The sequence below is a fragment of the Sphingomonas faeni genome, assembly GCF_003053745.1.
In the GTDB taxonomy this organism is placed as follows: domain Bacteria; phylum Pseudomonadota; class Alphaproteobacteria; order Sphingomonadales; family Sphingomonadaceae; genus Sphingomonas; species Sphingomonas faeni.
Genome location: NZ_QAYE01000007.1, coordinates 59,853 through 81,284 on the forward strand (window position 1 = coordinate 59,853; position 21,432 = coordinate 81,284).

23 protein-coding genes are annotated in these 21,432 nt (G+C 64.0%); all 23 read right to left on the reverse strand.

What is annotated here, in order from left to right; translation table 11 throughout:
• Position 1: 1 nt before the first annotated feature.
• A complete protein-coding gene (locus C8J25_RS13305) occupies positions 2–733 on the reverse strand; it encodes a biotin--[acetyl-CoA-carboxylase] ligase (protein ID WP_107955020.1) in 732 nt (243 codons plus the stop codon).
• Positions 734–735: 2 nt separating this feature from the next.
• On the reverse strand, positions 736–2,181 hold the full coding sequence (gene nuoN / locus C8J25_RS13310) for an NADH-quinone oxidoreductase subunit NuoN (protein ID WP_107954863.1): 1,446 nt from the start codon (positions 2,179–2,181) through the stop codon (positions 736–738).
• The gene (locus C8J25_RS13315; RefSeq protein WP_107954864.1) at positions 2,181–3,737 is read right to left on the reverse strand and encodes an NADH-quinone oxidoreductase subunit M; all 1,557 of its coding nucleotides are present in this window, start codon (positions 3,735–3,737) and stop codon (positions 2,181–2,183) included. The genes nuoN and C8J25_RS13315 overlap by 1 nt, the downstream gene beginning before the upstream one ends.
• Positions 3,737–5,842: an NADH-quinone oxidoreductase subunit L gene (gene nuoL / locus C8J25_RS13320; RefSeq protein WP_107954865.1), complete on the reverse strand. Its 2,106-nt coding sequence runs from the start codon at positions 5,840–5,842 to the stop codon at positions 3,737–3,739. Before nuoL ends, C8J25_RS13315 begins: the two co-directional genes overlap by 1 nt.
• 5 nt (positions 5,843–5,847) lie before the next feature.
• The gene (gene nuoK, locus C8J25_RS13325; RefSeq protein ID WP_082441002.1) at positions 5,848–6,156 is read right to left on the reverse strand and encodes an NADH-quinone oxidoreductase subunit NuoK; all 309 of its coding nucleotides are present in this window, start codon (positions 6,154–6,156) and stop codon (positions 5,848–5,850) included.
• Entirely contained in the window at positions 6,153–6,764 is a 612-nt protein-coding gene (locus tag C8J25_RS13330) for an NADH-quinone oxidoreductase subunit J (RefSeq protein WP_056048540.1), read from the reverse strand. The genes nuoK and C8J25_RS13330 overlap by 4 nt, the downstream gene beginning before the upstream one ends.
• 43 nt (positions 6,765–6,807) lie before the next feature.
• Positions 6,808–7,293 carry an NADH-quinone oxidoreductase subunit NuoI gene (nuoI, locus tag C8J25_RS13335; protein ID WP_055877898.1) on the reverse strand — a complete coding sequence of 162 codons (486 nt, stop codon included), beginning with the start codon at positions 7,291–7,293 and terminating at the stop codon, positions 6,808–6,810.
• Positions 7,290–8,336: an NADH-quinone oxidoreductase subunit NuoH gene (gene nuoH / locus C8J25_RS13340; RefSeq protein ID WP_056058320.1), complete on the reverse strand. Its 1,047-nt coding sequence runs from the start codon at positions 8,334–8,336 to the stop codon at positions 7,290–7,292. The genes nuoI and nuoH overlap by 4 nt, the downstream gene beginning before the upstream one ends.
• Positions 8,333–10,327 (reverse strand): NADH-quinone oxidoreductase subunit NuoG, encoded by a 1,995-nt coding sequence (nuoG, locus tag C8J25_RS13345; protein WP_107954866.1) that lies wholly within the window; start codon positions 10,325–10,327, stop codon positions 8,333–8,335. Before nuoG ends, nuoH begins: the two co-directional genes overlap by 4 nt.
• Positions 10,327–11,628, reverse strand: coding sequence for an NADH-quinone oxidoreductase subunit NuoF (gene nuoF / locus C8J25_RS13350; RefSeq protein WP_107955021.1), 1,302 nt, complete (start codon positions 11,626–11,628; stop codon positions 10,327–10,329). The genes nuoG and nuoF overlap by 1 nt, the downstream gene beginning before the upstream one ends.
• The gene (locus C8J25_RS13355; RefSeq protein WP_056048529.1) at positions 11,628–12,296 is read right to left on the reverse strand and encodes a complex I 24 kDa subunit family protein; all 669 of its coding nucleotides are present in this window, start codon (positions 12,294–12,296) and stop codon (positions 11,628–11,630) included. Before C8J25_RS13355 ends, nuoF begins: the two co-directional genes overlap by 1 nt.
• Positions 12,296–12,577, reverse strand: a complete 282-nt coding sequence (locus C8J25_RS13360; RefSeq protein WP_107954867.1) for a hypothetical protein — start codon at positions 12,575–12,577, stop codon at positions 12,296–12,298. The genes C8J25_RS13355 and C8J25_RS13360 overlap by 1 nt, the downstream gene beginning before the upstream one ends.
• Complete coding sequence (locus C8J25_RS13365) at positions 12,574–13,785, reverse strand: NADH-quinone oxidoreductase subunit D (RefSeq protein ID WP_274705252.1); 1,212 nt, start codon at positions 13,783–13,785, stop codon at positions 12,574–12,576. Before C8J25_RS13365 ends, C8J25_RS13360 begins: the two co-directional genes overlap by 4 nt.
• A 20-nt stretch (positions 13,786–13,805) precedes the next feature.
• Positions 13,806–14,630: an NADH-quinone oxidoreductase subunit C gene (locus tag C8J25_RS13370; protein WP_107954868.1), complete on the reverse strand. Its 825-nt coding sequence runs from the start codon at positions 14,628–14,630 to the stop codon at positions 13,806–13,808.
• On the reverse strand, positions 14,627–15,175 hold the full coding sequence (locus C8J25_RS13375; protein WP_056058310.1) for a NuoB/complex I 20 kDa subunit family protein: 549 nt from the start codon (positions 15,173–15,175) through the stop codon (positions 14,627–14,629). The genes C8J25_RS13370 and C8J25_RS13375 overlap by 4 nt, the downstream gene beginning before the upstream one ends.
• Positions 15,166–15,540 carry an NADH-quinone oxidoreductase subunit A gene (locus C8J25_RS13380; RefSeq protein WP_107954869.1) on the reverse strand — a complete coding sequence of 125 codons (375 nt, stop codon included), beginning with the start codon at positions 15,538–15,540 and terminating at the stop codon, positions 15,166–15,168. Before C8J25_RS13380 ends, C8J25_RS13375 begins: the two co-directional genes overlap by 10 nt.
• Positions 15,541–16,162: 622 nt before the next feature.
• Positions 16,163–16,975: an inositol monophosphatase family protein gene (locus C8J25_RS13385; protein ID WP_093397281.1), complete on the reverse strand. Its 813-nt coding sequence runs from the start codon at positions 16,973–16,975 to the stop codon at positions 16,163–16,165.
• Positions 16,976–17,140: 165 nt separating this feature from the next.
• Entirely contained in the window at positions 17,141–17,704 is a 564-nt protein-coding gene (gene efp, locus C8J25_RS13390) for an elongation factor P (protein WP_107954870.1), read from the reverse strand.
• Positions 17,705–17,790: 86 nt separating this feature from the next.
• Positions 17,791–18,396, reverse strand: a complete 606-nt coding sequence (locus C8J25_RS13395; protein WP_107954871.1) for a M23 family metallopeptidase — start codon at positions 18,394–18,396, stop codon at positions 17,791–17,793.
• A gap of 4 nt (positions 18,397–18,400) precedes the next feature.
• On the reverse strand, positions 18,401–19,411 hold the full coding sequence (locus tag C8J25_RS13400; protein ID WP_107955022.1) for a L,D-transpeptidase family protein: 1,011 nt from the start codon (positions 19,409–19,411) through the stop codon (positions 18,401–18,403).
• A gap of 68 nt (positions 19,412–19,479) precedes the next feature.
• Positions 19,480–20,169, reverse strand: a complete 690-nt coding sequence (gene thiE, locus C8J25_RS13405) for a thiamine phosphate synthase (RefSeq protein WP_107954872.1) — start codon at positions 20,167–20,169, stop codon at positions 19,480–19,482.
• Complete coding sequence (locus C8J25_RS13410) at positions 20,166–20,507, reverse strand: DUF2834 domain-containing protein (protein ID WP_107954873.1); 342 nt, start codon at positions 20,505–20,507, stop codon at positions 20,166–20,168. Before C8J25_RS13410 ends, thiE begins: the two co-directional genes overlap by 4 nt.
• Positions 20,504–21,424 carry a class I fructose-bisphosphate aldolase gene (locus tag C8J25_RS13415; RefSeq protein WP_107954874.1) on the reverse strand — a complete coding sequence of 307 codons (921 nt, stop codon included), beginning with the start codon at positions 21,422–21,424 and terminating at the stop codon, positions 20,504–20,506. The genes C8J25_RS13410 and C8J25_RS13415 overlap by 4 nt, the downstream gene beginning before the upstream one ends.
• Positions 21,425–21,432 lie beyond the last annotated feature (8 nt).

Below are 21,432 nucleotides of genomic sequence, written 5' to 3' on the forward strand. Positions count from 1 at the left end.
CTCAAAGCAGGAAGACGTCGGCAGCGTGAATGACACGCCGCTCGCCAGACGCCAAGCGGAGGATCAGCGCGCCGTCTGCGTCGAGCCCGACGAACAGGCCGTCGATCCCGCTGCCGTCGGGGAGGCGAGCGGTCAGCGCTGTACCGGCCGGGTGCGCGCAATCGACCCAGCGCTCACGCACGGGCGCGATGCCCTCGGTGCGCCAGCGGCCGATCCAGCGCGCGAAACTGTCAGCGAGGATGTCGAGGAACATCGCCGGATCGACCACCACGCCGTGCGCGGCGAGATCGGTCGTGAGACGGTCGGGCAGGTCAGGGTGATGCGCGATGTTGACACCGTAGCCGACGATCACCGCGTTATCTGCACGTTCAAGCAGGATGCCCGACAGCTTGGCGTCCGCGAGCAGGAGGTCATTGGGCCATTTCAGGACCAGCGTCTCGCTCGCGTCGGTTGTACCCTGGCAGATCCCGGCAACGAGGAACGTCGACACGGTTTCCTGCAAGGCGACCGCGGCGACCAGCGCCAGGCTGGCAGCCGGTGGATCGGTCGGCCGCAACCGGACCAGCGTGCTGGCGTAGAGGTTACCCTCGGGCGACGACCATTCGCGCCCGAGCCGCCCCCGCCCCGCCGTCTGACGGATCGCACGCAACCAGAGACCGTCCTCGGCACCGCCGCGTGCAAGCTCCAGCAGGTCGGCGTTGGTCGATCCTGTCTCCGCGACGGTGCGGATGATGCTCAGAACAGCGCCCGTGCGGCCGCCATCGTCCACGCGCCGAGCACGGGGATGAGGAGGTAGCCGGCTGGCGACACGAACACCGCGGCGATGGCGATGAGGCCACCCTCGACCTTGCTCTCCATCGGCGCGAACGCCGGTGCCGGATCGTCGAAGTACATCGTCTTGACGACGCGCAGATAGTAATACGCGCCGATCACCGAGGCCGCGATACCGACGACCGCCAGCGGGAACAGCCCGGCGTCGACCGCCGCGCTGAACACCGCGAACTTCGCGTAGAAGCCGAACAGCGGCGGGATGCCGGCAAGGCTAAACATGAAGATCGCGAGCGCCGCGGCGAGTGCAGGCCGCGTCCGCGACATGCCGGCGAGGCTGTCGATCGTCTCGACCGGCTGCCCGTCGTCACCACGCATCTGCAACACGACCAGGAACGAGCCCAGCGTCATCGCGACGTAGATGGTCAGGTACATCAGCACGCCCGACACGCCTTCCGGCGTCCCGGCCGCAAGACCGATCAGCGCAAAGCCGACGTTATTGATCGACGAATAGGCGAGCAGTCGCTTGATGTTGGTCTGGCCGATTGCCGCCACCGCACCGAGGATGATCGAGGCGAGTGCCGCGAAGATCACGATCTGGCGCCACTGGTCTGTCGCCGGGCCCATCGCATCGACCGCCACGCGGACGCTGAGCGCAAGCGCCGCGACCTTGGGGGCCGACGCGAAGAACGCGGTGACGGGGGTCGGTGCGCCTTCGTACACGTCGGGCGTCCACATGTGGAACGGCACGGCGCTGATCTTGAAGGCAAGGCCAGCGAACACGAACACCAGACCGAACAGCAGGCCGAGCGACTTGGTGCCGGCGTATGCTTCCGAGATGCCCGAGAACAACGTCGTGCCGCTAAACCCGTAGACCAGCGAAATGCCGTACAGCAGGATGCCGCTGGCGAGCGCGCCGAGCACGAAATACTTCAGGCCGGCTTCCGCCGAACGCCCGTCGCGCCGCATAAAGCTGGCGAGGACATAGGCCGCAAGGCTCTGGAGTTCTAGACCGACATACAGCGTCAGCATGTCGGTGGCCGAGACCATGATCCCCATGCCGCAGGCCGACAGCAGGATCAGCACCGGATATTCCGGACGCAGATCGTCGCCGTGGCTACGCGCGAAGAAGCTCGGCGCCATGACGATCGCAACCGCCGAAGCGATGTAGATCAGCACCTTGGCGAACGCGCCGAACGCGTCTGCGCGGTACAGGCCGTCGAACGCATAGCCGCCCGACGAGGCCGGACCGACCAAGGCGATCCCTGCCCCGGCCAGCACGAACACAGCGGCGATCGAGACGGCGCGCGTCGACTTGTCCCCGCCCCAGGCCGAGACGAGCATCAGGGCGATCGCACTCAACGCCAGCACCAGTTCGGGCAGCGTCATGGCGATGTTAGCGGCGTAATCCATCAGTGTGCCTCCCCGTGCGCGGCACTATCGACAGTGGCGGGGTTCCCCGCGTGGACGGTTGCGGGCTTCCCCGCGGTTGGGTTGGAATCGCTGGCCGGCTTGGCGCGGTCGACACGGGCGAGAAGCACGCCCACGTCCTTGCGCATCGGAGCCAGGAAGCTCTCGGGATACACGCCCATCCACAGCACGACGGCGGCGATCGGTGCGAGCAGCCACATCTCGCGGCCCGACAGGTCGACCATAGCGCGAACGTCGTCCGTCTTGATCTCGCCGAACACGACGCGACGGTACAGGAACAGCATGTATGCGGCGCCGAGGATGATGCTCGTCGTGCAAAGCAGCGCGGTCCAGGTCGAGACCTGGTACGTGCCCATCAGCGACAGGAACTCGGCGACGAAGCCGCTGGTGCCCGGCAGGCCGATCGATGCCATCGTGAAGAACAGGAAGAAGATCGCGTACTTCGGCATGTTGATCGCGAGGCCGCCATAGCGCGAGATCTCGCGGGTATGGAGCTGGTCGTAGATCACGCCGACGCACAGGAACAACGCACCCGATACCAGGCCGTGGCTCAGCATCATGATCATCGCGCCTTCGATGCCCTGCCGGTTGAACGCGAACAGGCCGATCGTGACGATCGCCATATGCGCGACCGACGAATAGGCGATCAGCTTCTTCATGTCCGACTGCACGAGCGCGACGAGCGACGTGTAGATCACCGCGACCGCCGACAGACCAAAGATCAGCCAGGTCAACTGGCCCGAGGCTTCGGGGAACATCGGCAGCAGAAAGCGCAGAAAGCCGTATCCGCCGAGCTTCAACAGCACGCCCGCCAGGATCACCGAGCCTGCGGTCGGCGCCTGGACGTGCGCGTCGGGCAACCAGGTGTGGACCGGCCACATCGGCATCTTGACCGCGAACGACGCGAAGAACGCCAGCCACAGCCACGTCTGCACGTGCGTGGGGAAGTCGTAGTTCATCAGTGCCGGGATGCTGGTCGTGCCCGCGGTCTTCGCCATGTACAACATCGCGATGAACATCAGGACGGAGCCGAGCAGCGTGTACAGGAAGAACTTGTACGACGCGTAGATCCGGTTGGCGCCGCCCCAGATGCCGATGATCAGGTACATCGGGATCAGGCCGGCTTCGAAGAACACGTAGAACAGGAACAGGTCCTGCGCCGCGAACGTGCCGATCATCAGCACTTCGGTGAACAGGAACGCCGCCATGTATTCGGGCACGCGCGTCGTGATCGAGCGCCAGCTGGCACCGATGCAGATCGGCATCAGGAACACGCTGAGCATGATCAGCATCAGCGCGAAGCCGTCGATGCCGAGCGACCAGCCGAACGGACCGAAGATGCCGGGGGCATGCTCGACGAACTGCCACTGCGCGCCGCCGATGTCGTAGTTCATCCACAGCACGATGCCGAGAACGAAGTCGATCAGCGTCGCCGCCAGCGCCAGCATCCGGGCCGTGTTCGCCGAGACGAACAGGCACACGACGGCCGCGATCATCGGGACCGCGATCAGGACGGAGAGGATAGGAAAGCCGGTCATTACAGTCCGATCGCCCAGGTTACGGCTGCGGTCAGCCCGATCAGCATGACGAAGGCATAGGTGTAGAGGTATCCCGTCTGGAAGCGGTTGGCCACGCGGCTGCCGATCTGGACGACCCAGGTCGCACCGTCAGGCCCGAACCGGTTGATCGTCTTCTCGTCACCGCGATGCCACAGGAAGCGGCCGATCGCGAACGCCGGGCGAACGAAGATCAGGTCGTACAGCTCATCGAAATACCACTTATGCAGCAGGAAGTCGTAGAGCACGCCGAACTGTTCGACGACCTTGGCCGGGAACGTCGGTGCCTTGATATAGGCGTACCAGGCGGTCAGCAGGCCGAGCAGCATCGCGATCGTCGCCGACAGCTTGATCAGCAACGGCACGCCGTGCATCTCGTGCATCAGATGTTCGCGGAACGCGAGTGCGCCCTTCCAGAACTCTTCGCCTGCGGTCGGCTCGATGAAGAAGCCGTGGAACACGAAGCCGGCAAGGACCGCACCGATCGACAGGACGATCAGCGGGATCAGCATCGGCAACGGGCTCTCGTGCGGGTGATACCCGCCATCGCCTTCGGCCGGTGCATGCGTTGCATCGTGATGACCGTGCGGCGCGTGACCTGCGTCCTCGACCTGCGCCGGGTTCGCGTGATGGTCGTCCGCGTGATGCGCGTCATGCGCGTGCCCTTCGTGACCATGCGCATCGTGGAACGCATGCTGGATGTGCTCCGATGCGGCCCAGCGTGGCTTGCCCCAGAAGGTCAGGAACATCACGCGCCACGAGTAGAAGCTGGTCAGCAATGCGACGAGCACACCGACGAACCACACGCCCGGCTGGCCCGCAGCCCAGCTCGCCTCGATGATCGCATCCTTCGAATGGAAGCCTGCGAAGCCGATCGCGGTGTTGCCGAAGATGCCGGGAATGCCGACGCCGGTGATCGCGAGCGTGCCCGCCATCATCGCCCAGAACGTCACCGGGATCTTCTTACGCAGGCCACCGTAATAGCGCATGTCCTGCTCGTGGTGCATCGCATGGATGACCGAGCCGGCGCCGAGGAACAGCAGCGCCTTGAAGAACGCGTGCGTGAAGAGGTGGAACATAGCCGCGCCGTACGCGCCGACACCCGCCGCGAAGAACATGTAGCCGAGCTGCGAACAGGTCGAATACGCGATCACGCGCTTAATGTCGGTCTGCACGAGGCCGCAGGTGGCGGCGAACAGGCAGGTCGCGGCACCGACGGAAGTGACCACCGTCAGCGCGACCGGGCTCATCTCGAACATCGGCGACAGGCGGCACACCATGAAGACGCCGGCGGTAACCATCGTCGCCGCGTGGATCAGCGCCGACACCGGGGTCGGGCCTTCCATCGCGTCCGGCAGCCAGGTGTGCAGGCCGAGCTGCGCCGACTTGCCCATCGCACCGACGAACAGCAGCAGGCAGAGTACCGTCATCGTGTCGAAGCGGTAGCCGAGGAAGCCGAGCGTCGAGCCGGCCATACCGGGGGCCGCAGCGAGGATCTCGGGGATCGAGACCGTGCCGAACACCAGGAACGTGCCGAAGATGCCGAGCATGAAGCCGAGATCGCCGACGCGGTTGACGACGAACGCCTTGATCGCGGCGGCGCTGGCCGAAGGCTTGCGGAACCAGAAGCCGATCAGGAGGTAGGATGCGAGACCCACGCCTTCCCAGCCGAAGAACATCTGGACGAGGTTGTTGGCCGTCACGAGCATCAGCATCGCGAAGGTGAACAGCGACAGATACGCGAAGAAGCGCGGCTGGTCGGGATCCTCGTCCATATAGCCCCAGCTATACAGGTGGACGAGCGCCGAGACCGACGTGACGACCACGAGCATCACAGCGGTCAGCGCATCGACGCGCAGCGACCACGCGACGTTCATGTCGCCGGAATGGATGAAGTCGAGCAGCGGCGCGACGGTCGCCGTGCTGGTGCCCGAAAGGAAGCCGATGAAGATCGGCCAAGACAACAGGCACGATGCGAACAGCGCAGCCGTGGTGACGAGTTTCGCCGGCACGTTGCCGATCGCGCGATTGCCGAACCCGGCAACGACCGCGGCCAGTAACGGCAGGAAGACGATAAGCTGGATCAACCGTATTACCCCTTCATCCGGTTGACGTCGTCGACCGCGATGGTGCCGCGACCGCGGAAATAGATCACGAGAATGGCGAGGCCGATAGCAGCTTCACCCGCGGCGACCGTCAGCACGAACATCGCGAACACCTGTCCGACGAGATCGTGGAGGAACGCCGAGAACGCGACGAGATTGATGTTCACCGCCAGCAGGATCAGCTCGATCGCCATCAGGATGACGATGAGGTTCTTGCGGTTGAGGAAGATGCCGAGCACCCCCATCGTGAACAGGATCGCCGCGACGACCAGATAATGGACGAGACCGATCGTCACAGTTCGACTCCCTGCCCGACGACCGGGCTCGTGTTGCGCGTGGCGTCCTGCGGACGACGCGCGTTCTGGCGGCTGATGTTCTGCGCCTTGACGCCGCCACGCTGGCGGTGGGTCAGCACGATCGCCCCGATCATCGCGACCAGCAGCACCAGGCCGGCACCCTCGAACACGAACAGATAGCGCGTGTAGAGCAGGTTACCGATCGCCTGGATGTTGGGCACGGTGTCGTCGATCGGTGCGGCACGACGTGCGAGCTGAATTGGCCCCGTGCTCCATGCGCCGATCGCGATCATCACCTCGGCCGCGAGTGCAACCGCAAGTGCGAGGCCGATCCCGAAGTACCGGGCGACGCCTGCGCGAAGCTCGGTGAAGTCGATGTCGAGCATCATGACGACGAACAGGAACAGCACCGCGACTGCACCGACATAGACGATGACGAGCAGCATCGCGATGAACTCGGCACCGACCAGGATCATGAGGCCGGCCGCGTTGAAGAACGCGAGGATCAGCCACATCACCGAATGGACCGGGTTGCGCGACGCGATCGTCAGCGCGCCCGACAGGACGACGACGAAGGCGAAGAGGTAGAAGGCTAAGGCCTGAATCACGATTGCGGCCCCTTAGACGCCCACGAGAAGAATGAGCGCGCCATTAACGGTACGGCGCATCGGCGGCAAGGTTCGCCGCGATCGCGCTTTCCCAACGGTCGCCATTATCGAGCAGCTTCGACTTGTCGTAGATCAGCTCTTCGCGCGTCTCGGTGGCGAACTCATAGTTCGGCCCCTCGACGATCGCATCGACCGGGCACGCCTCGGCACACAGGCCGCAATAGATGCACTTGGTCATGTCGATGTCGTAGCGCGTGGTACGGCGCGAACCGTCGTCGCGCGGCTCGGCCTCGATCGTGATCGCCTGCGCAGGGCACACGGCCTCGCACAGCTTGCACGCGATGCACCGCTCTTCGCCGTTCGGATAACGACGCAGCGCATGCTCGCCACGGAACCGCGGCGACACCGGATTGCGCTCGTACGGATAGTTGATCGTCGCCTTTTCCTTGAAGAAATAGCGAAGCGTCAACGCGTGAGCCTTCACGAATTCCCACAGGGTAAACGACTTGATGATCTGAGCGACGCTCATGAACCCACTCCAACGCGCGTCAGCATGAGATAGCCCGACACGAGGAAAACCCAGAACAGCGAGACGGGGAGGAAGACCTTCCAACCGAGCCGCATCAGCTGATCGTAGCGGTAGCGCGGCACGGTCGCCTTCACCCAGCTGAACAGGAAGAAGAAGAACAGGATCTTGGCGAACAGCCAGATGATCCCCGGCACGTAATACAGCGGCGCCCAGTCGACCGGTGGCAGCCAGCCGCCCCAGAACAACGTCGCGTTGAGCGCGCACATCAGCAGCACGTTGGCGTACTCGCCGAGCCAGAACAGCGCGAACGACATCGACGAATATTCGGTCTGGTACCCGGCGACGAGTTCGCTCTCCGCCTCGGTCAGATCGAACGGCGCACGCTGCGTCTCGGCCAGCGAGGAGATGAAGAACATCACCGCCATCGGGAACATCAGCGGGTTGAGGATGTACCCGTTGAAGAACCAGACGTGCGACTTCTGCGCCATCACGATCGCCGACAGGTTGAAGCTGCCGGTCCACAGCACGACCGAAATCAGGATGAAGCCGATCGCGACTTCATACGACACCATCTGCGCGGCCGCACGAAGCGCCGAGTAGAACGGATATTTCGAGTTCGATGCCCAGCCCGACAGGATGATCCCGTACACGCCGAGCGACGACGCGGCGAGTACGTAGAGCAGCCCTACGTTGATGTCCGCAAGCACGACGCCGACCCCGAACGGCACCACCGCCCAGACGATCAGCGCGACCGTGAAGGTGATGATCGGTGCCAGCAGGAACAGCGTCCGGTTGGCGGCTGCGGGGACGATCGTCTCCTGCAGGAACACCTTCAAGCCGTCGGCAAAGCTCTGCAGCAGACCAAACGGCCCGACGACGTTCGGGCCACGCCGCAACGCCATCGCCGCCCAGATCTTGCGGTCGGCATAGATGATCATTGCCACCGCCAGCATCAGCGGCAGCGCGATCACCAGTATGTCGATGATCGTCGCGAGGAAGAACGCCCAGTCGTAACCGAGCGAGGATTCGAACCAGGAGATCATTCGGCTGCCTCCGCGTAATCTTCTCCGTGGAGAAGTTCAGCCGAGCAGCGCTGCATCGTCGGCGACGCACGGCAGATCGCGTTGGTCAGATAGAAATCCTTGATCGGATAGCCGGCGAGGACACCCTCACCTGCACCGGTGAGCGAAGGCGGGTTCCACTCGAACGTCGCGAGCGCCTGATGACGCAGCGCAGGCACGTCCGCGTACATTTCCTCGCGGAGACCCTCAAAGCTGTCGAACGGCAGCGTGTGGCCGAGCGTGTCGGACAGCGCGCGGAAGATCGACCAGTCGTCACGCGCGTCACCGGGTGCGAACACCGCACGCTCGCCGCGCTGGACACGGCCCTCGAGATTGACCCAGGTCCCCGACTTCTCGGCGTAGGTGACACCCGGCAGGATGACGTCGGCAGCCGCCGCACCCTTGTCGCCGTGATGGCCCACGAACACCTTGAAGCCGGCGAACTTCGAATAGTCCACCTCGTCCGCGCCGAGGAAGAAGCCGAGCTTCGCCCCCATCACGTCGGCGATGCCGCCCTTCTGCGCATAGCCGAGCATCAGCCCGCCCATCCGCGACGCGGCCATGTGGACGACGTTGAAGCCGTTCCAGCCGTCCTTCACGAGACCCAGCGTATCGACCAGCTTCAGCGCAGCCGCATGGCCACCCTTCAGCGCGCCGCCACCGACGATCACCATCGGACGCTCGGCCTTGCCGAAAGCCTCGGTCACCGCCTCGGGCAGAGCGCCGAGCAGCGCGAGATCGTCGCCGAGCCATTCCACCTTGTACGTCAGGTCCGTCTCCGGCCCGATCGCAAAGACCTTCGCACCCTTCTTGATCGCCTTGCGCACCCGCGTGTTCACCAGCGGCGCTTCCCAGCGCAGGTTGGTGCCCACCAACAGGATCGCGTCGGCGCGCTCGGTACCGGCGATCGTCGTGTTGAAATTGACCGCGGCGATGCTCGTCGCGTCATAGTCCATGCCGGTCTGACGACCTTCGAGCAGGCTCGAACCCATCTTCGCGAGCAGCGCCTTGGCGGCGTACATCGTTTCGCAATCGACCAAATCGCCAGCGACGGCTGCAACGCTCGACCCGGCGTTGACCGCCTTGATCGCTGCAAACGCTTCATCCCACGTCGCGGGAACCAGCTTGCCGTTCACCCGGACATAAGGCTTGTCGAGACGACGGCGCACGAGACCGTCGATCGCGTGGCGCGTCTTGTCGGTCGCCCACTCCTCGTTCACGTCCTCGTTGATCCGCGGCACGCAGCGCAGCACCTGGCGACCACGGCTGTCGAGCCGGATGTTGGTGCCGACCGCGTCCATCACGTCGATCGTCAGCGTCTTCCGCAACTCCCACGGACGCGCCTCGAACGCATACGGCTTCGACGTCAGCGCACCCACCGGGCACAGATCGACGACGTTGCCGCTGAGCTCGCTCTTGACCGCATTCTCGAGATACGAGGTGATCTGCATGTCCTCGCCGCGGAAGATCGCTCCGATCTCCTCGACGCCGGACACTTCCTCGGCAAACCGGATGCAGCGCGTGCACTGGATGCAGCGAGTCATGACCGTCTTCACGATCGGACCCATGTACTTCTCAGTGACCGCGCGCTTGTTCTCATCGTAGCGCGAATGGCCGCGGCCATAGGCGACCGACTGGTCCTGCAGATCGCACTCGCCGCCCTGATCGCAGATCGGGCAATCGAGCGGATGGTTGATCAGGAGGAATTCCATGATGCCCTCGCGGGCATTCTTGACCATCGGCGAGTTAGTGAAGATCTCCTGCTTGTCCGCCGCCGGCAGCGCGCACGACGCCTGCGGCTTGGGCGGACCAGGCTTCACCTCAACCAGGCACATCCGGCAATTGCCGGCGATGCTCAGGCGCTCATGATAACAGAAACGCGGGATCTCCTTGCCGGCAAGCTCGCACGCCTGCAGCACGGTGGCGCCCTGCGGCACCTCGATCTCTACGCCATCGACTTTGACTAAAGGCATTACTCTGCGGCTTCCATCATCGGCGCGGTGTCGCCACCGCGCTCACGGATACGGCGCTCCATCTCGGGGCGGAAATGCTTGATCAGGCCCTGGATCGGCCATGCGGCCGCATCACCCAGCGCGCAGATCGAGTGACCCTCGACCTGCTTGGTGACCTGCTGGAGCATGTCGATCTCGGACAGCTCGGCGTCGCCGGTGCGCATCCGCTCCATCACGCGCCACATCCAGCCGGTACCTTCACGGCACGGCGTGCACTGGCCACAGCTCTCATGCTTGTAGAAGTACGAGATGCGGCTGATCGCGCGGACGATGTCGGTCGACTTGTCCATGACGATGATCGCCGCGGTGCCGAGGCCCGAACCGACCGCCTTCAGGCCGTCAAAGTCCATCGCGCAGTCCATGATCTGCGCCGCGGGAACGAGCGGCACCGAAGAGCCACCCGGGATCACCGCGAGCAGATTGTCCCACCCGCCACGGATACCTCCGCAATGCGTCTCGATCAGGTCGCGGAACGAGATGCTCATCTCTTCCTCGACCACGCACGGCTTGTTCACATGGCCGCTGATCTGGAACAGCTTCGTACCGCGGTTGTTCTCCGCGCCGAAGCTGGAGAACCACGCCGCGCCACGGCGCAGGATCGTCGGTGCAACTGCGATCGATTCGACGTTGTTGACCGTCGTCGGGCAACCATACAGGCCAGCACCTGCCGGGAAAGGTGGCTTCAGCCGCGGCTGGCCCTTCTTCCCCTCGAGGCTCTCCAACATCGCGGTCTCTTCGCCGCAGATGTACGCGCCGGCGCCCCGGTGCACGAACACGTCGAAGTCGTAGCCCGACCCGCACGCATTCTTGCCGATAAAGCCGCGGTCATATGCCTCGGCGACGGCTGCGAACAGCGTCTCGGCCTCGCGGATATACTCGCCGCGGATGTAGATGTACGCGGCGCGCGCGCGCATCGCGAACCCGGCGATCAGCGCGCCCTCGATCAGCTTGTGCGGATCGTGGCGGATGATCTCGCGATCCTTGCAGCTGCCCGGCTCGGATTCATCGGCATTGATGACGAGGAAGTTCGGCCGGTCCGGCTTCGGCTCCTTCGGCATGAACGACCATTTGGTGCCGGTCGGGAAGCCCGCGCCGCCACGGCCGCGCAAGCCCGACGCCTTCATCACGTCGATGATCGCGTCCTGGCCGAGTGCCATCAGGTCCTTGGTGTTGTCCCAATCGCCGCGCATGATCGCTGCGTCGATGGTCCACGGCTGGAAACCGTAGACGTTGGTGAAGATGCGGTCCTTGTCGGCGAGCATCAGGCCCACTCCCCCCGGTAATCGTGGTTCGCGTCAACCATCGCCTTCAGCGAGGTCGGGCCGCCTTCGGGGCAGCTTGCGCGACGACCGAATTGCGGGCCCGGCGTCGGGTGCCCGCCATTGGCCAGCGCCTCGAGGATCTCGGTCGTCTTGTCGTAGTCGAGGTCTTCGAAGTTATCGTCGTTGATCTGCACCATCGGCGCGTTGGCGCACGTGCCCAGGCACTCGACCTCGGTCAGCGTGAACATACCGTCCGGCGTCGTGCCACCCTTGACCAGACCGCGGTTCTTGCACGCCGCAAGAACGTCGTCCGACCCGCGCAGCATGCACGGCGTCGTGCCGCAGACCTGGACGTGGAAGCGACCGACCGGCGCCAGATTGAACATCGTGTAGAAGGTCACGACCTCGTACACGCGCATGTACGGCACGCTGATCTGACGCGCGACGAACTCGATCACCGGTACCGGCAACCAGCCCTGCGTCTGCGTTTCCGCGCCGACCTGACGCTGCGCCAGATCGAGCAACGGAATCGACGCCGACTGCTCGCGACCCTTGGGATAGCGCCCAAGGATCTCGTTCGCCTTCACCTGGTTCTCGTCCGTCCACGCGAACGAACCCCAGCGAGCGCGGGTCTCGGCCTCGTCGGGAATTTTCGGAGCTTCAGCCATCAGTATTGCGCCTCAACCATCCGCCGAGCTTCATCAAATAGCATGTCCACCGCAGACTCTCCGGTGGTCATCTTTGCATCCCATTCCGTCTCAAACGGGACGCTAAAACGAACAAACGTCAAACCTATACCGGGCGTTTGAAACGGCAAACGTCGCCCGTCACGAAACACTTCAAATGAAATGATGTGTGGTTCGTTTGCATCCGTAAAAAACAAACACTCGTAAGCCGTCCCGTTATGGTCAAAGTGACGCCTGTACACCTCATTTAAATACTTAGTCATCGATCGCACTCGCCGAACACGATATCCATCGCGCCGAGGATCGCGGTCGTATCCGCCAGCATGTGGCCCTTCGCCATGAAGTCCATGGCTTGCAGATGCGAGAACGCGGTCGGGCGGATCTTGCAGCGGTACGGCTTGTTCGAGCCATCGGCGACCAGATACACGCCGAACTCGCCCTTGGGGCTCTCGGTCGCGACATAGACGTCGCCGGCGGGCACGTGGAAGCCCTCCGTGTAGAGCTTGAAGTGATGGATCAGCGCTTCCATCGACTGCTTCATCTCACCGCGCTTGGGCGGCACGACCTTGCGGTCGAGCGACGCGATGGGCCCCTCGGGCATGTCGCGCAAGCACTGCTTCATGATCCGTGCGGACTGACGCACTTCCTCGACGCGTACCATGAACCGGTCATAGCAATCGCCACGCGTGCCGACCGGCACCTCGAAGTCCATCTTCGCGTACGCGTCGTAGGGCTGCGACTTGCGCAAGTCCCAGGCGATGCCCGAACCGCGGATCATCGGGCCGGAGAAGCCCCACTTGATCGCGTCGTCGCGGCTGACCACGGCGATGTCGACGTTGCGCTGCTTGAAAATGCGGTTGTCCGCGACGAGTGAAATCGCATCCTCGAACAGTCGCGGCAGGCGTGTGTCGAGCCAGTCGCCGATGTCGGCGAGCAGCTTCAAGGGCGCATCCTGATGCACGCCACCCGGACGGAAATAGTTCGAATGCATGCGCGCGCCAGAAACGCGCTCGAAGAAGTTCATGCAGTCTTCGCGGATTTCGAACAGCCACAGGTTCGGCGTCATCGCGCCGACGTCCATGACGTGCGAGCCGAGATTGAGCATGTGGTTCGAGATGCGCGTCAGCTCGGCAAAGAACACCCGCAGATACTGCGCGCGCTCGGGCACTTCGAGGTCGAGCAGCTTCTCGACCGCCAGCACCCAGCTATGCTCCATGCACAGCGGCGAGCAATAATCGAGACGATCGAAATACGGCAGCGCCTGCGTGTACGTCTTGTATTCGATCAGCTTCTCGGTGCCGCGGTGGAGCAAGCCGACATGCGGATCGACGCGCTCGACGATCTCGCCGTCTAGCTCCATGACGAGGCGCAACACGCCGTGCGCGGCCGGATGCTGCGGACCGAAGTTGATCGTGTAGTTCTGGATCGTGACGTCGCCGGTCGTGGGATCGGCTGCGTCGGCTTCACCCAGAAGCTCTTCGACATACAGACTCACTGGTTCTGTCCTCCACCCTTGGTCGGGACCACGTCGGGGTTCGCAGGCTTCGGCGTCGCATCGGACTCCGACTTGCCGGCGCCCGTCTGCGCGGTCGACTCGGTGCTCTTGGGTTCGGTCGGCGCCTGGGTCGGCGACTGCGCCGCATTGGCCTTGACGATCGTGTCCGCCGACAACGGCGTCTGCGCACCCTTGGCCTGTGGCAAGGCGCCCTTCTCGTCGCCGGGGAGCACGTAGTTCGCACCCTCCCACGGGCTCATGAAATCGAACGTGCGGAAATCCTGCGCAAGCTGAACGGGCTCGTACACGACGCGCTTCGACTCTTCCGAATAGCGCAGCTCGACATACCCGGTCAGCGGGAAGTCCTTGCGCTGCGGATGACCGCGGAAGCCGTAATCGGTCAGGATGCGGCGCAGGTCCGGATTGCCGCTGAACAACACGCCGTACATGTCGTACACTTCGCGCTCGAGCCAACCGGCGACCGGCCAGATGTCCGTCACCGACGGCACCGGCTTTTCCTCGTCGGTCGCGACATGAACGCGCAGGCGGTGGTTCCGCGTCAGCGACAGCATGCAATAGACGACCTCGAACCGCTCCGCGCGATCCGGATAGTCGACGCCGGCGATCTCCATGAGCTGCTGGTAGGCAAGCCCCGGCGTGTCGCGCAGCGCGATCATCGCGTCGTACAGGTCTTCGCGGCGAACGTGCAGCGCGACTTCGCCGACATGGTCGACCGCGTCGAGCAGCATGCCACCGAGCGCCGCGCGGGCGCTGTCAATCACGCCGTCGTTCGACGCGTAAGCTGGTGCGGGAGCCCTCAACGCTCGATGCTCCCGGACCGCCGGATCTTCCGCTGCAACTGCATGATGCCGTACAGCAATGCCTCAGCCGTCGGCGGGCAGCCGGGGACGTAGATGTCCACCGGCACGATCCGATCGCAGCCACGCACGACGCTGTAGCTGTAGTGATAATAGCCGCCGCCGTTCGCACACGATCCCATCGAAATCACGTACTTCGGCTCGGACATCTGGTCGTAGACCTTGCGCAGCGCAGGAGCCATTTTGTTGCAGAGCGTGCCGGCAACGATCATCACGTCCGACTGGCGCGGCGACGCGCGCGGTGCGGCACCGAAGCGCTCCAGATCGTAGCGCGGCATGTTGACGTGGATCATCTCGACCGCGCAGCACGCGAGCCCGAACGTCATCCACCACAGCGAGCCGGTACGCGCCCACTGGAACAACTCCTCGGTCGACGTGACGAGGAAACCCTTGTCCGTCAGCTCACCGTTCAATCCGTCGAAAAAGCCCTGGTCGGGTGGCACCAGCGAACTGGGCGAACCGGGTGCGGGCTGAAGCTCTACTCCCAATCGAGTGCTCCCTTCTTCCATGCGTAGACGAGGCCAAGGGCCAATTCGCCGATAAAGATCATCATTGAAATCCACGCGGTCCAGCCGAGCGTGAAGACCGAGACGGCCCAGGGATACAGGAACGCGGCCTCAAGATCGAAGATGATGAAGAGGATGGCGATCAGGTAGAAGCGTACGTCGAACTGTCTCCGCGGATCCTCGAATGCGGGAAAGCCGCACTCGTATTCGCTGAGCTTCTCAGGCGTAGGCTTGTGTGACCCCGTGAGGCGCGCGACGGCCATCGGCAGGAACACGAACGTGCTCGACAATGCGATGGCGATCCCGAGGAACAGGAGGATCGGAAGATAGTGCGAAAGGTCGACCAAATTGCTTCTCGCAAGTGCGAACGGAACGGGGCCGCTTTAGGCCGATGGGGGGTGTTGGGCAAGGCTCGGGGGATGTGAGAATCACTCGCAAGTTGAGGGGCGGAGGTGGCGGGAAACATGCGTTACTTGGCGTGCAGATGATTACGGTCGCGACGCCTACTTGATGTCGATGACGCCACCGAACCGTCCCCGTCACCCCGGACTGGTTCCGGGGTTCACGGCGCCGCAAACGAGCGGTCGGCGAGAATGCGGAACAGTGGATACCGGAACGAGCCGGTATGACGGGCTGGGGCAGAGTCCGCGCCTTGGGATCAGGCTCTTAGAACTTTCGCGGCCACCGCCTTCATCCGTCACCCCAGCGAAAGCTGGGGTATCATGGTTGGCGAGCGCGCCGGCTATCGCGGAGACCCCAGCTTTCGCTGGGGTGACGGATAAGGGGGGAGTATCGCCCTCAGCAGGGTGAACGGATTATTCTCCGACCTCACGATCCTCCCCCGCCAGGGGGAGGTGGCACCGAAGGTGACGGAGGGGGAGGACGCGGAACAGGCGTTACCTTTTCCGCCCCCTCCGTCTGGCAAGCGCCAGCCACCTCCCCCTTGCGGGGGAGGATCGTGCATTCGCCTTAGCGCAGCGCGCCAGCCACCAGCTTATGCAGTCGCGAGTGCAGTGCATCGTTCGCAGCAAGGAACTCGTTACGCTCCATCGCACGATCGCCGCCACGGAAGTCGGTAACGAAGCCGCCGGCTTCCTTCACCAGCAGCATGCCAGCCGCAACATCCCAAGGCTTCAGGTTCGATTCCCAGAACCCGTCGAAACGCCCGGCCGCAAGCCACGCCAGATCCAACGCAGCAGCACCCAAACGACGGATCCCCGCTACCTCAGGTGCAACCGCCCCGAAAATCCGGCTCCACTGCGCGAAGTCGCCATGCCCCAGGAACGGAATGCCTGTGGCGATCAGTGATTCGGACAGATCCCGTCGCGACGACACGCGCAAACGCTGGTCGGTAAGCCATGCCCCCCGGCCCTTCTCGGCCCAGAAGCTCTCGTCGGTCAGCGGCTGGTACACCAGCGCGGTCGTCACCTCGCGCTTGCCGTTCGGCATCGGCTCCTCGACCGCGATCGAGATGCAGAAATGCGGGATGCCGTGGAGGAAGTTCGAGGTGCCATCCAAGGGATCGACGATGAACCGCGGCTTGTTCGGATCGCCGGCGACCTCGCCGCGCTCCTCCATCAGCATGCCCCAGTCGGGACGGGCGTGGCTCAGTTCTTCGAAGATCGTCTGCTCGGCGCGCTGGTCGGCCTGGCTGACGAAGTCGGCCGGACCCTTGCGGCTCACCTGGAGCTGCTGGACCTCGTTGAAGTCGCGGCGCAGGCGCGGCGCGGCCTTGCGGGCGGCGCGCTCGATGACGGTCATGATGCCGGAATGGGAAGCCATTGTATTCTATCTCCCCCCTCCCGCATGCGGGAGGGGTCGGGGGTGGGCTCGCGCTGTCATCGTCGCGCGGCATCGAAATAGGTCGCGCCAGTATCGTCACGTACCATGGAGGGCGGGCGCCCACCCCCCCCGGCCCCCTCCCGCCTGCGGAAGGGGGAGCAGATTTTAGTCCGCGCGCCTTACGTAGGTCTGCTCGTACACATCGACGACGATCCGCGTGCCGGCACCGATATGCGGCGGCACCATTACGCGCACGCCGTTCTCAAGCACTGCGGGCTTATACGAAGACGACGCGGTCTGGCCCTTCACGACGGCATCCGCCTCGACGATCAGCGCCTCGATCGTGTCGGGCAGCTGGACCGAGATCGGCCGCTCTTCCCAAAGCTCCATCACCACGTCCATGCCGTCCTGCAGGAACGCCGCAGCGTCGCCCAGGATGTCGGCATCGAGCGAGATCTGCTCGTAGTTGATCTTGTCCATGAACGTCAGCATGTCGCCTTCGCGGAACAGGAACTGGAAGTCGACGGTCTCGAGCCGCACCTTCTCGACGCTCTCGGCGGAGCGGAAACGGACGTTGTTCTTGCGGCCGTCGATGAGGTTTTTCATCTCGACCTGCATATAGGCACCGCCCTTGCCGGGCTGGGTGTGCTGAATCTTGACGGCGCGCCAGATGCCGCCCTCATATTCAAGAATGTTGCCGGGACGAATCTCGACCGCGTTGATCTTCATGACCGATTCCTGCTGGAAAGAGCTAGGGGCCGTCCGCGAAGCATGGCCCTGAGGCGTGGCTCTGCTGAAACCCGAAGCGGCGGGCTTTAGCGGGGCGACCGGCTTCCGGCAAGCAGCGGGTACGGGTTCACGTTCTCGCCCTGATACCAGCGCTCACCCGGCTGCATCTTCGTAAGCCCGAAATGCAGGTGGTAATTGCCCGCCCCCGCATCGCCGGTATCGCCGACATAGCCGAGCGTATCGCCCGCCTTGACCGCCATCCCCTCGCGGATGCCAGCCGCGTACCCGGCGAGGTGCGCATAATAATAGGTCCAGCGCCGGTCGGGCGAACGGACGTACAGCGTGATCCCGCCAAGCCCGCTCTGGAACAGTTTCTCGACCCGCCCCGGGGCAGCCGCGACCACGGGTGTGCCACCCGGTGCCATGATATCGGTGCCATGATGGCCGCGTAGACCGCCGCCCCGCGCATCGTTCCAGCTATTCGCTATCGCCTTGCGTGGGACGCCCGCCACCGGGACCGCCAGCGCCCCTGGCGTTACGGTAACAGCAGCGACCTCGGCCGGAGGTACCGGCTTGCGCCAAGGTATCCGCCGCTCAATACCGCTACCGCTGCTCCCGAACGACACCATCGACGCAAATCCACCGACCGCCACCACGATCAGCCCGAGAATGATCCAGAACGTCCGCGTCATCGCTTCAGGCCTGGAATACGGCCTTGGTCCCCGGCTTGATCATCATCGACAACCGCGCCGCATCCCAGTTGGTCAGGCGAATACAACCATGGCTTTCCGCACGTCCGATCGTCTCGGGGTTCGGCGTGCCGTGGATGCCGTAATGGTCCTTCGACAGATCCATCCAGACGACGCCGACCGGACCGTTCGGCCCCGGCGGCAACATCTCCTTCTGCTGCCCCTTCTTCGCATCCCAGAACAGCGCGGGATTGAAGTGGAACTTCGGGTTATAATCCGAACCCTTGATGGTCCACGTCCCGAGCGGCAGCGGATCATGGCTCGACCCCATCGTCGCGGAGAATTGCGCGATCAGCTTGTCATTCGCATCGAGCACGCGCAGCACGCCGTCCGACTTGTCGACCACGACATGATCCGCCTGCGGCTGCTTCGCGTCGACATTGAGCATGGTCAGCGTCGCGATCCAGTCGGGCTTCAGCTTCGGATCGTACGCGCGCGACGATGGCAGTGCGTTCGGGACCACGACCTTGGTGCCCGGCGCCAGCTTCGTCGTCGGCGAGTTCAGCGCCACGATCACCGCCGGCGTCGTGTGGAACATCTCGCCGAGCTTCTCCATGACGGTCTTGTAGCCCAGCGACGGGAGCTCGGCTTGCTTGGCCGGATCCTTCGGGAACGGATTGACGAACGGCCCCGCCAGCATCTCGGGCGTCAACGCCACCGTCACCGTCGGCCGCGCGGCGCGGTACGGATACAGTGCCTGCAACGTTCGCGCGTCAGGCTTGCCGGTAATCGGCAACCCCTTCGCCTCCTGGAACCCCTTCAGCGCCGCCACCAGCGACTGCCCGCCGCGCCCGTCAAGCACGCCCGGCCCGAAGCCAAGATGGTCGAGGATCACCTGCACGTGCAGGATGTTGCGATCGATCGGTACGGGCTTGGGCGGCGCTGTCTGCGCCAATGCGGGCGACGCAGCACCCAGCAAGCAGGCCGCAAGAACCGAAGCCTTCATTGCAAATACCATCATGCCCATCATCCCAAACCGTTACGCTGCTGCATCAAACGGTCGGGACGACGGTTGTTTCCCACGGCTCAGCGCTTCGTGAGAACCTCGCCGAACGCCTTGATCGCAGCGACCTCGTCGCCACCCCAAACGGCGCTCGACACCGCAATGAAGTCAGCACCAGCAGCAACGAGCGGACCAGCATTCTCCGGCGTAATCCCGCCGATCGCGACGCACGGCATCTCGAACAGCGTCGACCACCACGACAGGATCACCGGCTCGGCCATATGCTCGACCGTCTTCGTCGTCGTCGGATAGAACGCCCCGAACGCCACGTAATCGGCCCCTGCCTCGCCCGCTTCCATCGCCAGATGACGGCTGCCATGACAGCTCACGCCGATCTGCGCATTAGGCCCAAGCTGCGCCCGCGCCTCACGCGGATCGCCATCGTCCTGCCCGAGATGCACGCCGTCCGCATCGAGCCGCTTGGCCAGTCCGATATCGTCGTTGACGATGAACGCGACATCGCGCTCGGCACAGATCGCCCGTAAAGGCTCGCCCAGCGCGGCAGCCGCATGCTGATCGATATCCTTCACGCGGAACTGGAACGCAGCCACGGGGCCAGCATCAAGCGCCCGAGCGAGACGCTCCGGAAAGTCGCCCCCGCACTCGAGCGGCGACACCAGGTAAAGCTGGCAAGCCGGCCGACGCATGTCGCGGCGGAAATTCTCGGCGAAATTGGGATCGAGCGGGCCCAGCGGATCTTCGAATTCGGTCATGCGACATGCCCCTGCAACGCCCGCTCGCGCAACGCAAGGAACAGCGGCAATCCGCACGACACGCCGACTAGGCCCGTGGCGAGAATCGCCAGCCATCCGTAACGCACATGATCCCGTCGGCCCTGGACGATAACGAAGACGATCAGAACCACCGCGGAGACGATCACGTCAAGCCCGAAGAACGCCCCGATCCGCGTCGAGAAAAGTTCGACGACCAGAGCCCGGATATCCAGACCATGATCGCCGATCCACGGTATCAGACGACTATACGGCAATACGAGGCCGACCGCCGCCAGTGCGAAATATGCAGTGGACAAGCGGTGCGGCCGACGGATCATTCTTCGTTCTTGTAGATCCGGATGATCCGGTCGAGCATCGCCAGCGCTTCGTCGCGCGGGCGCTGGAAGGTGTTGCGGCCGATGATCGAGCCGTTGCCGCCGCCGTCGCGAATGTCGCGCGCGTCCTGGAAGATCGCGTCCTCGCCCTTCGAAGCGCCGCCCGAGAAGACGTTGATGCGACGCCCGGCAAAGCTCGACTGGACGACGTGCTTCACGCGGTCCGACTGCTTCGACCAATCGGTGTTGGCATAGAGCGGCTTGGCTTCCTTCTGCTCGATATGCGCGGTCGGCAGCTTGGTCTTGATGATGTGCGCGCCGAGCAGGGCCGCGATGTGCGCGGCATAAGCACCGACGTCCAAAGCGAGCTCGCCGTCCTTGGTCAACTCGCCGCCGCGCGGGTACGACCAGATCACCGTAGCAATGCCGACCGACTTCGCCTCTTCGCTCAGTTCGCGGATTTCCTCAACGAGGTCGAAGAACTGGTCCGCACCCGGGTAGATCGTGAAGCCGATCGCCGCCGACCCGAGCCGCACCGCGTCCGACACCGTCGCCGTCACCGCCTGATCGATCGTCGTCGCCCAGCTGTTCGAGCTGTTGCACTTCAGGATCGTCGGAATCTGCCCGGCAAACGTATCCGCTCCCGCTTCGAGCATGCCGAGCGGCGCGGCATAGGCACTGAGCCCCGCGTCGATCGCGAGCTGATAATGGTAATGCGGGTCGTACGCCGCGGGATTGACCGAGAAGCTGCGCGCCGGGCCATGCTCGAACCCCTGGTCGACCGGCAGGATCACGAGCTTGCCAGTGCCGCCAAGCTTGCCCTGCATCAGGATGCGCGCGAGGTTCGCCTTCACCGCCGAACTGGTGGCTTCATACTTGTCAAGAATAGTTCTGACTTGCGGAGTGATCGTCGAGGTCATGCTGAAAT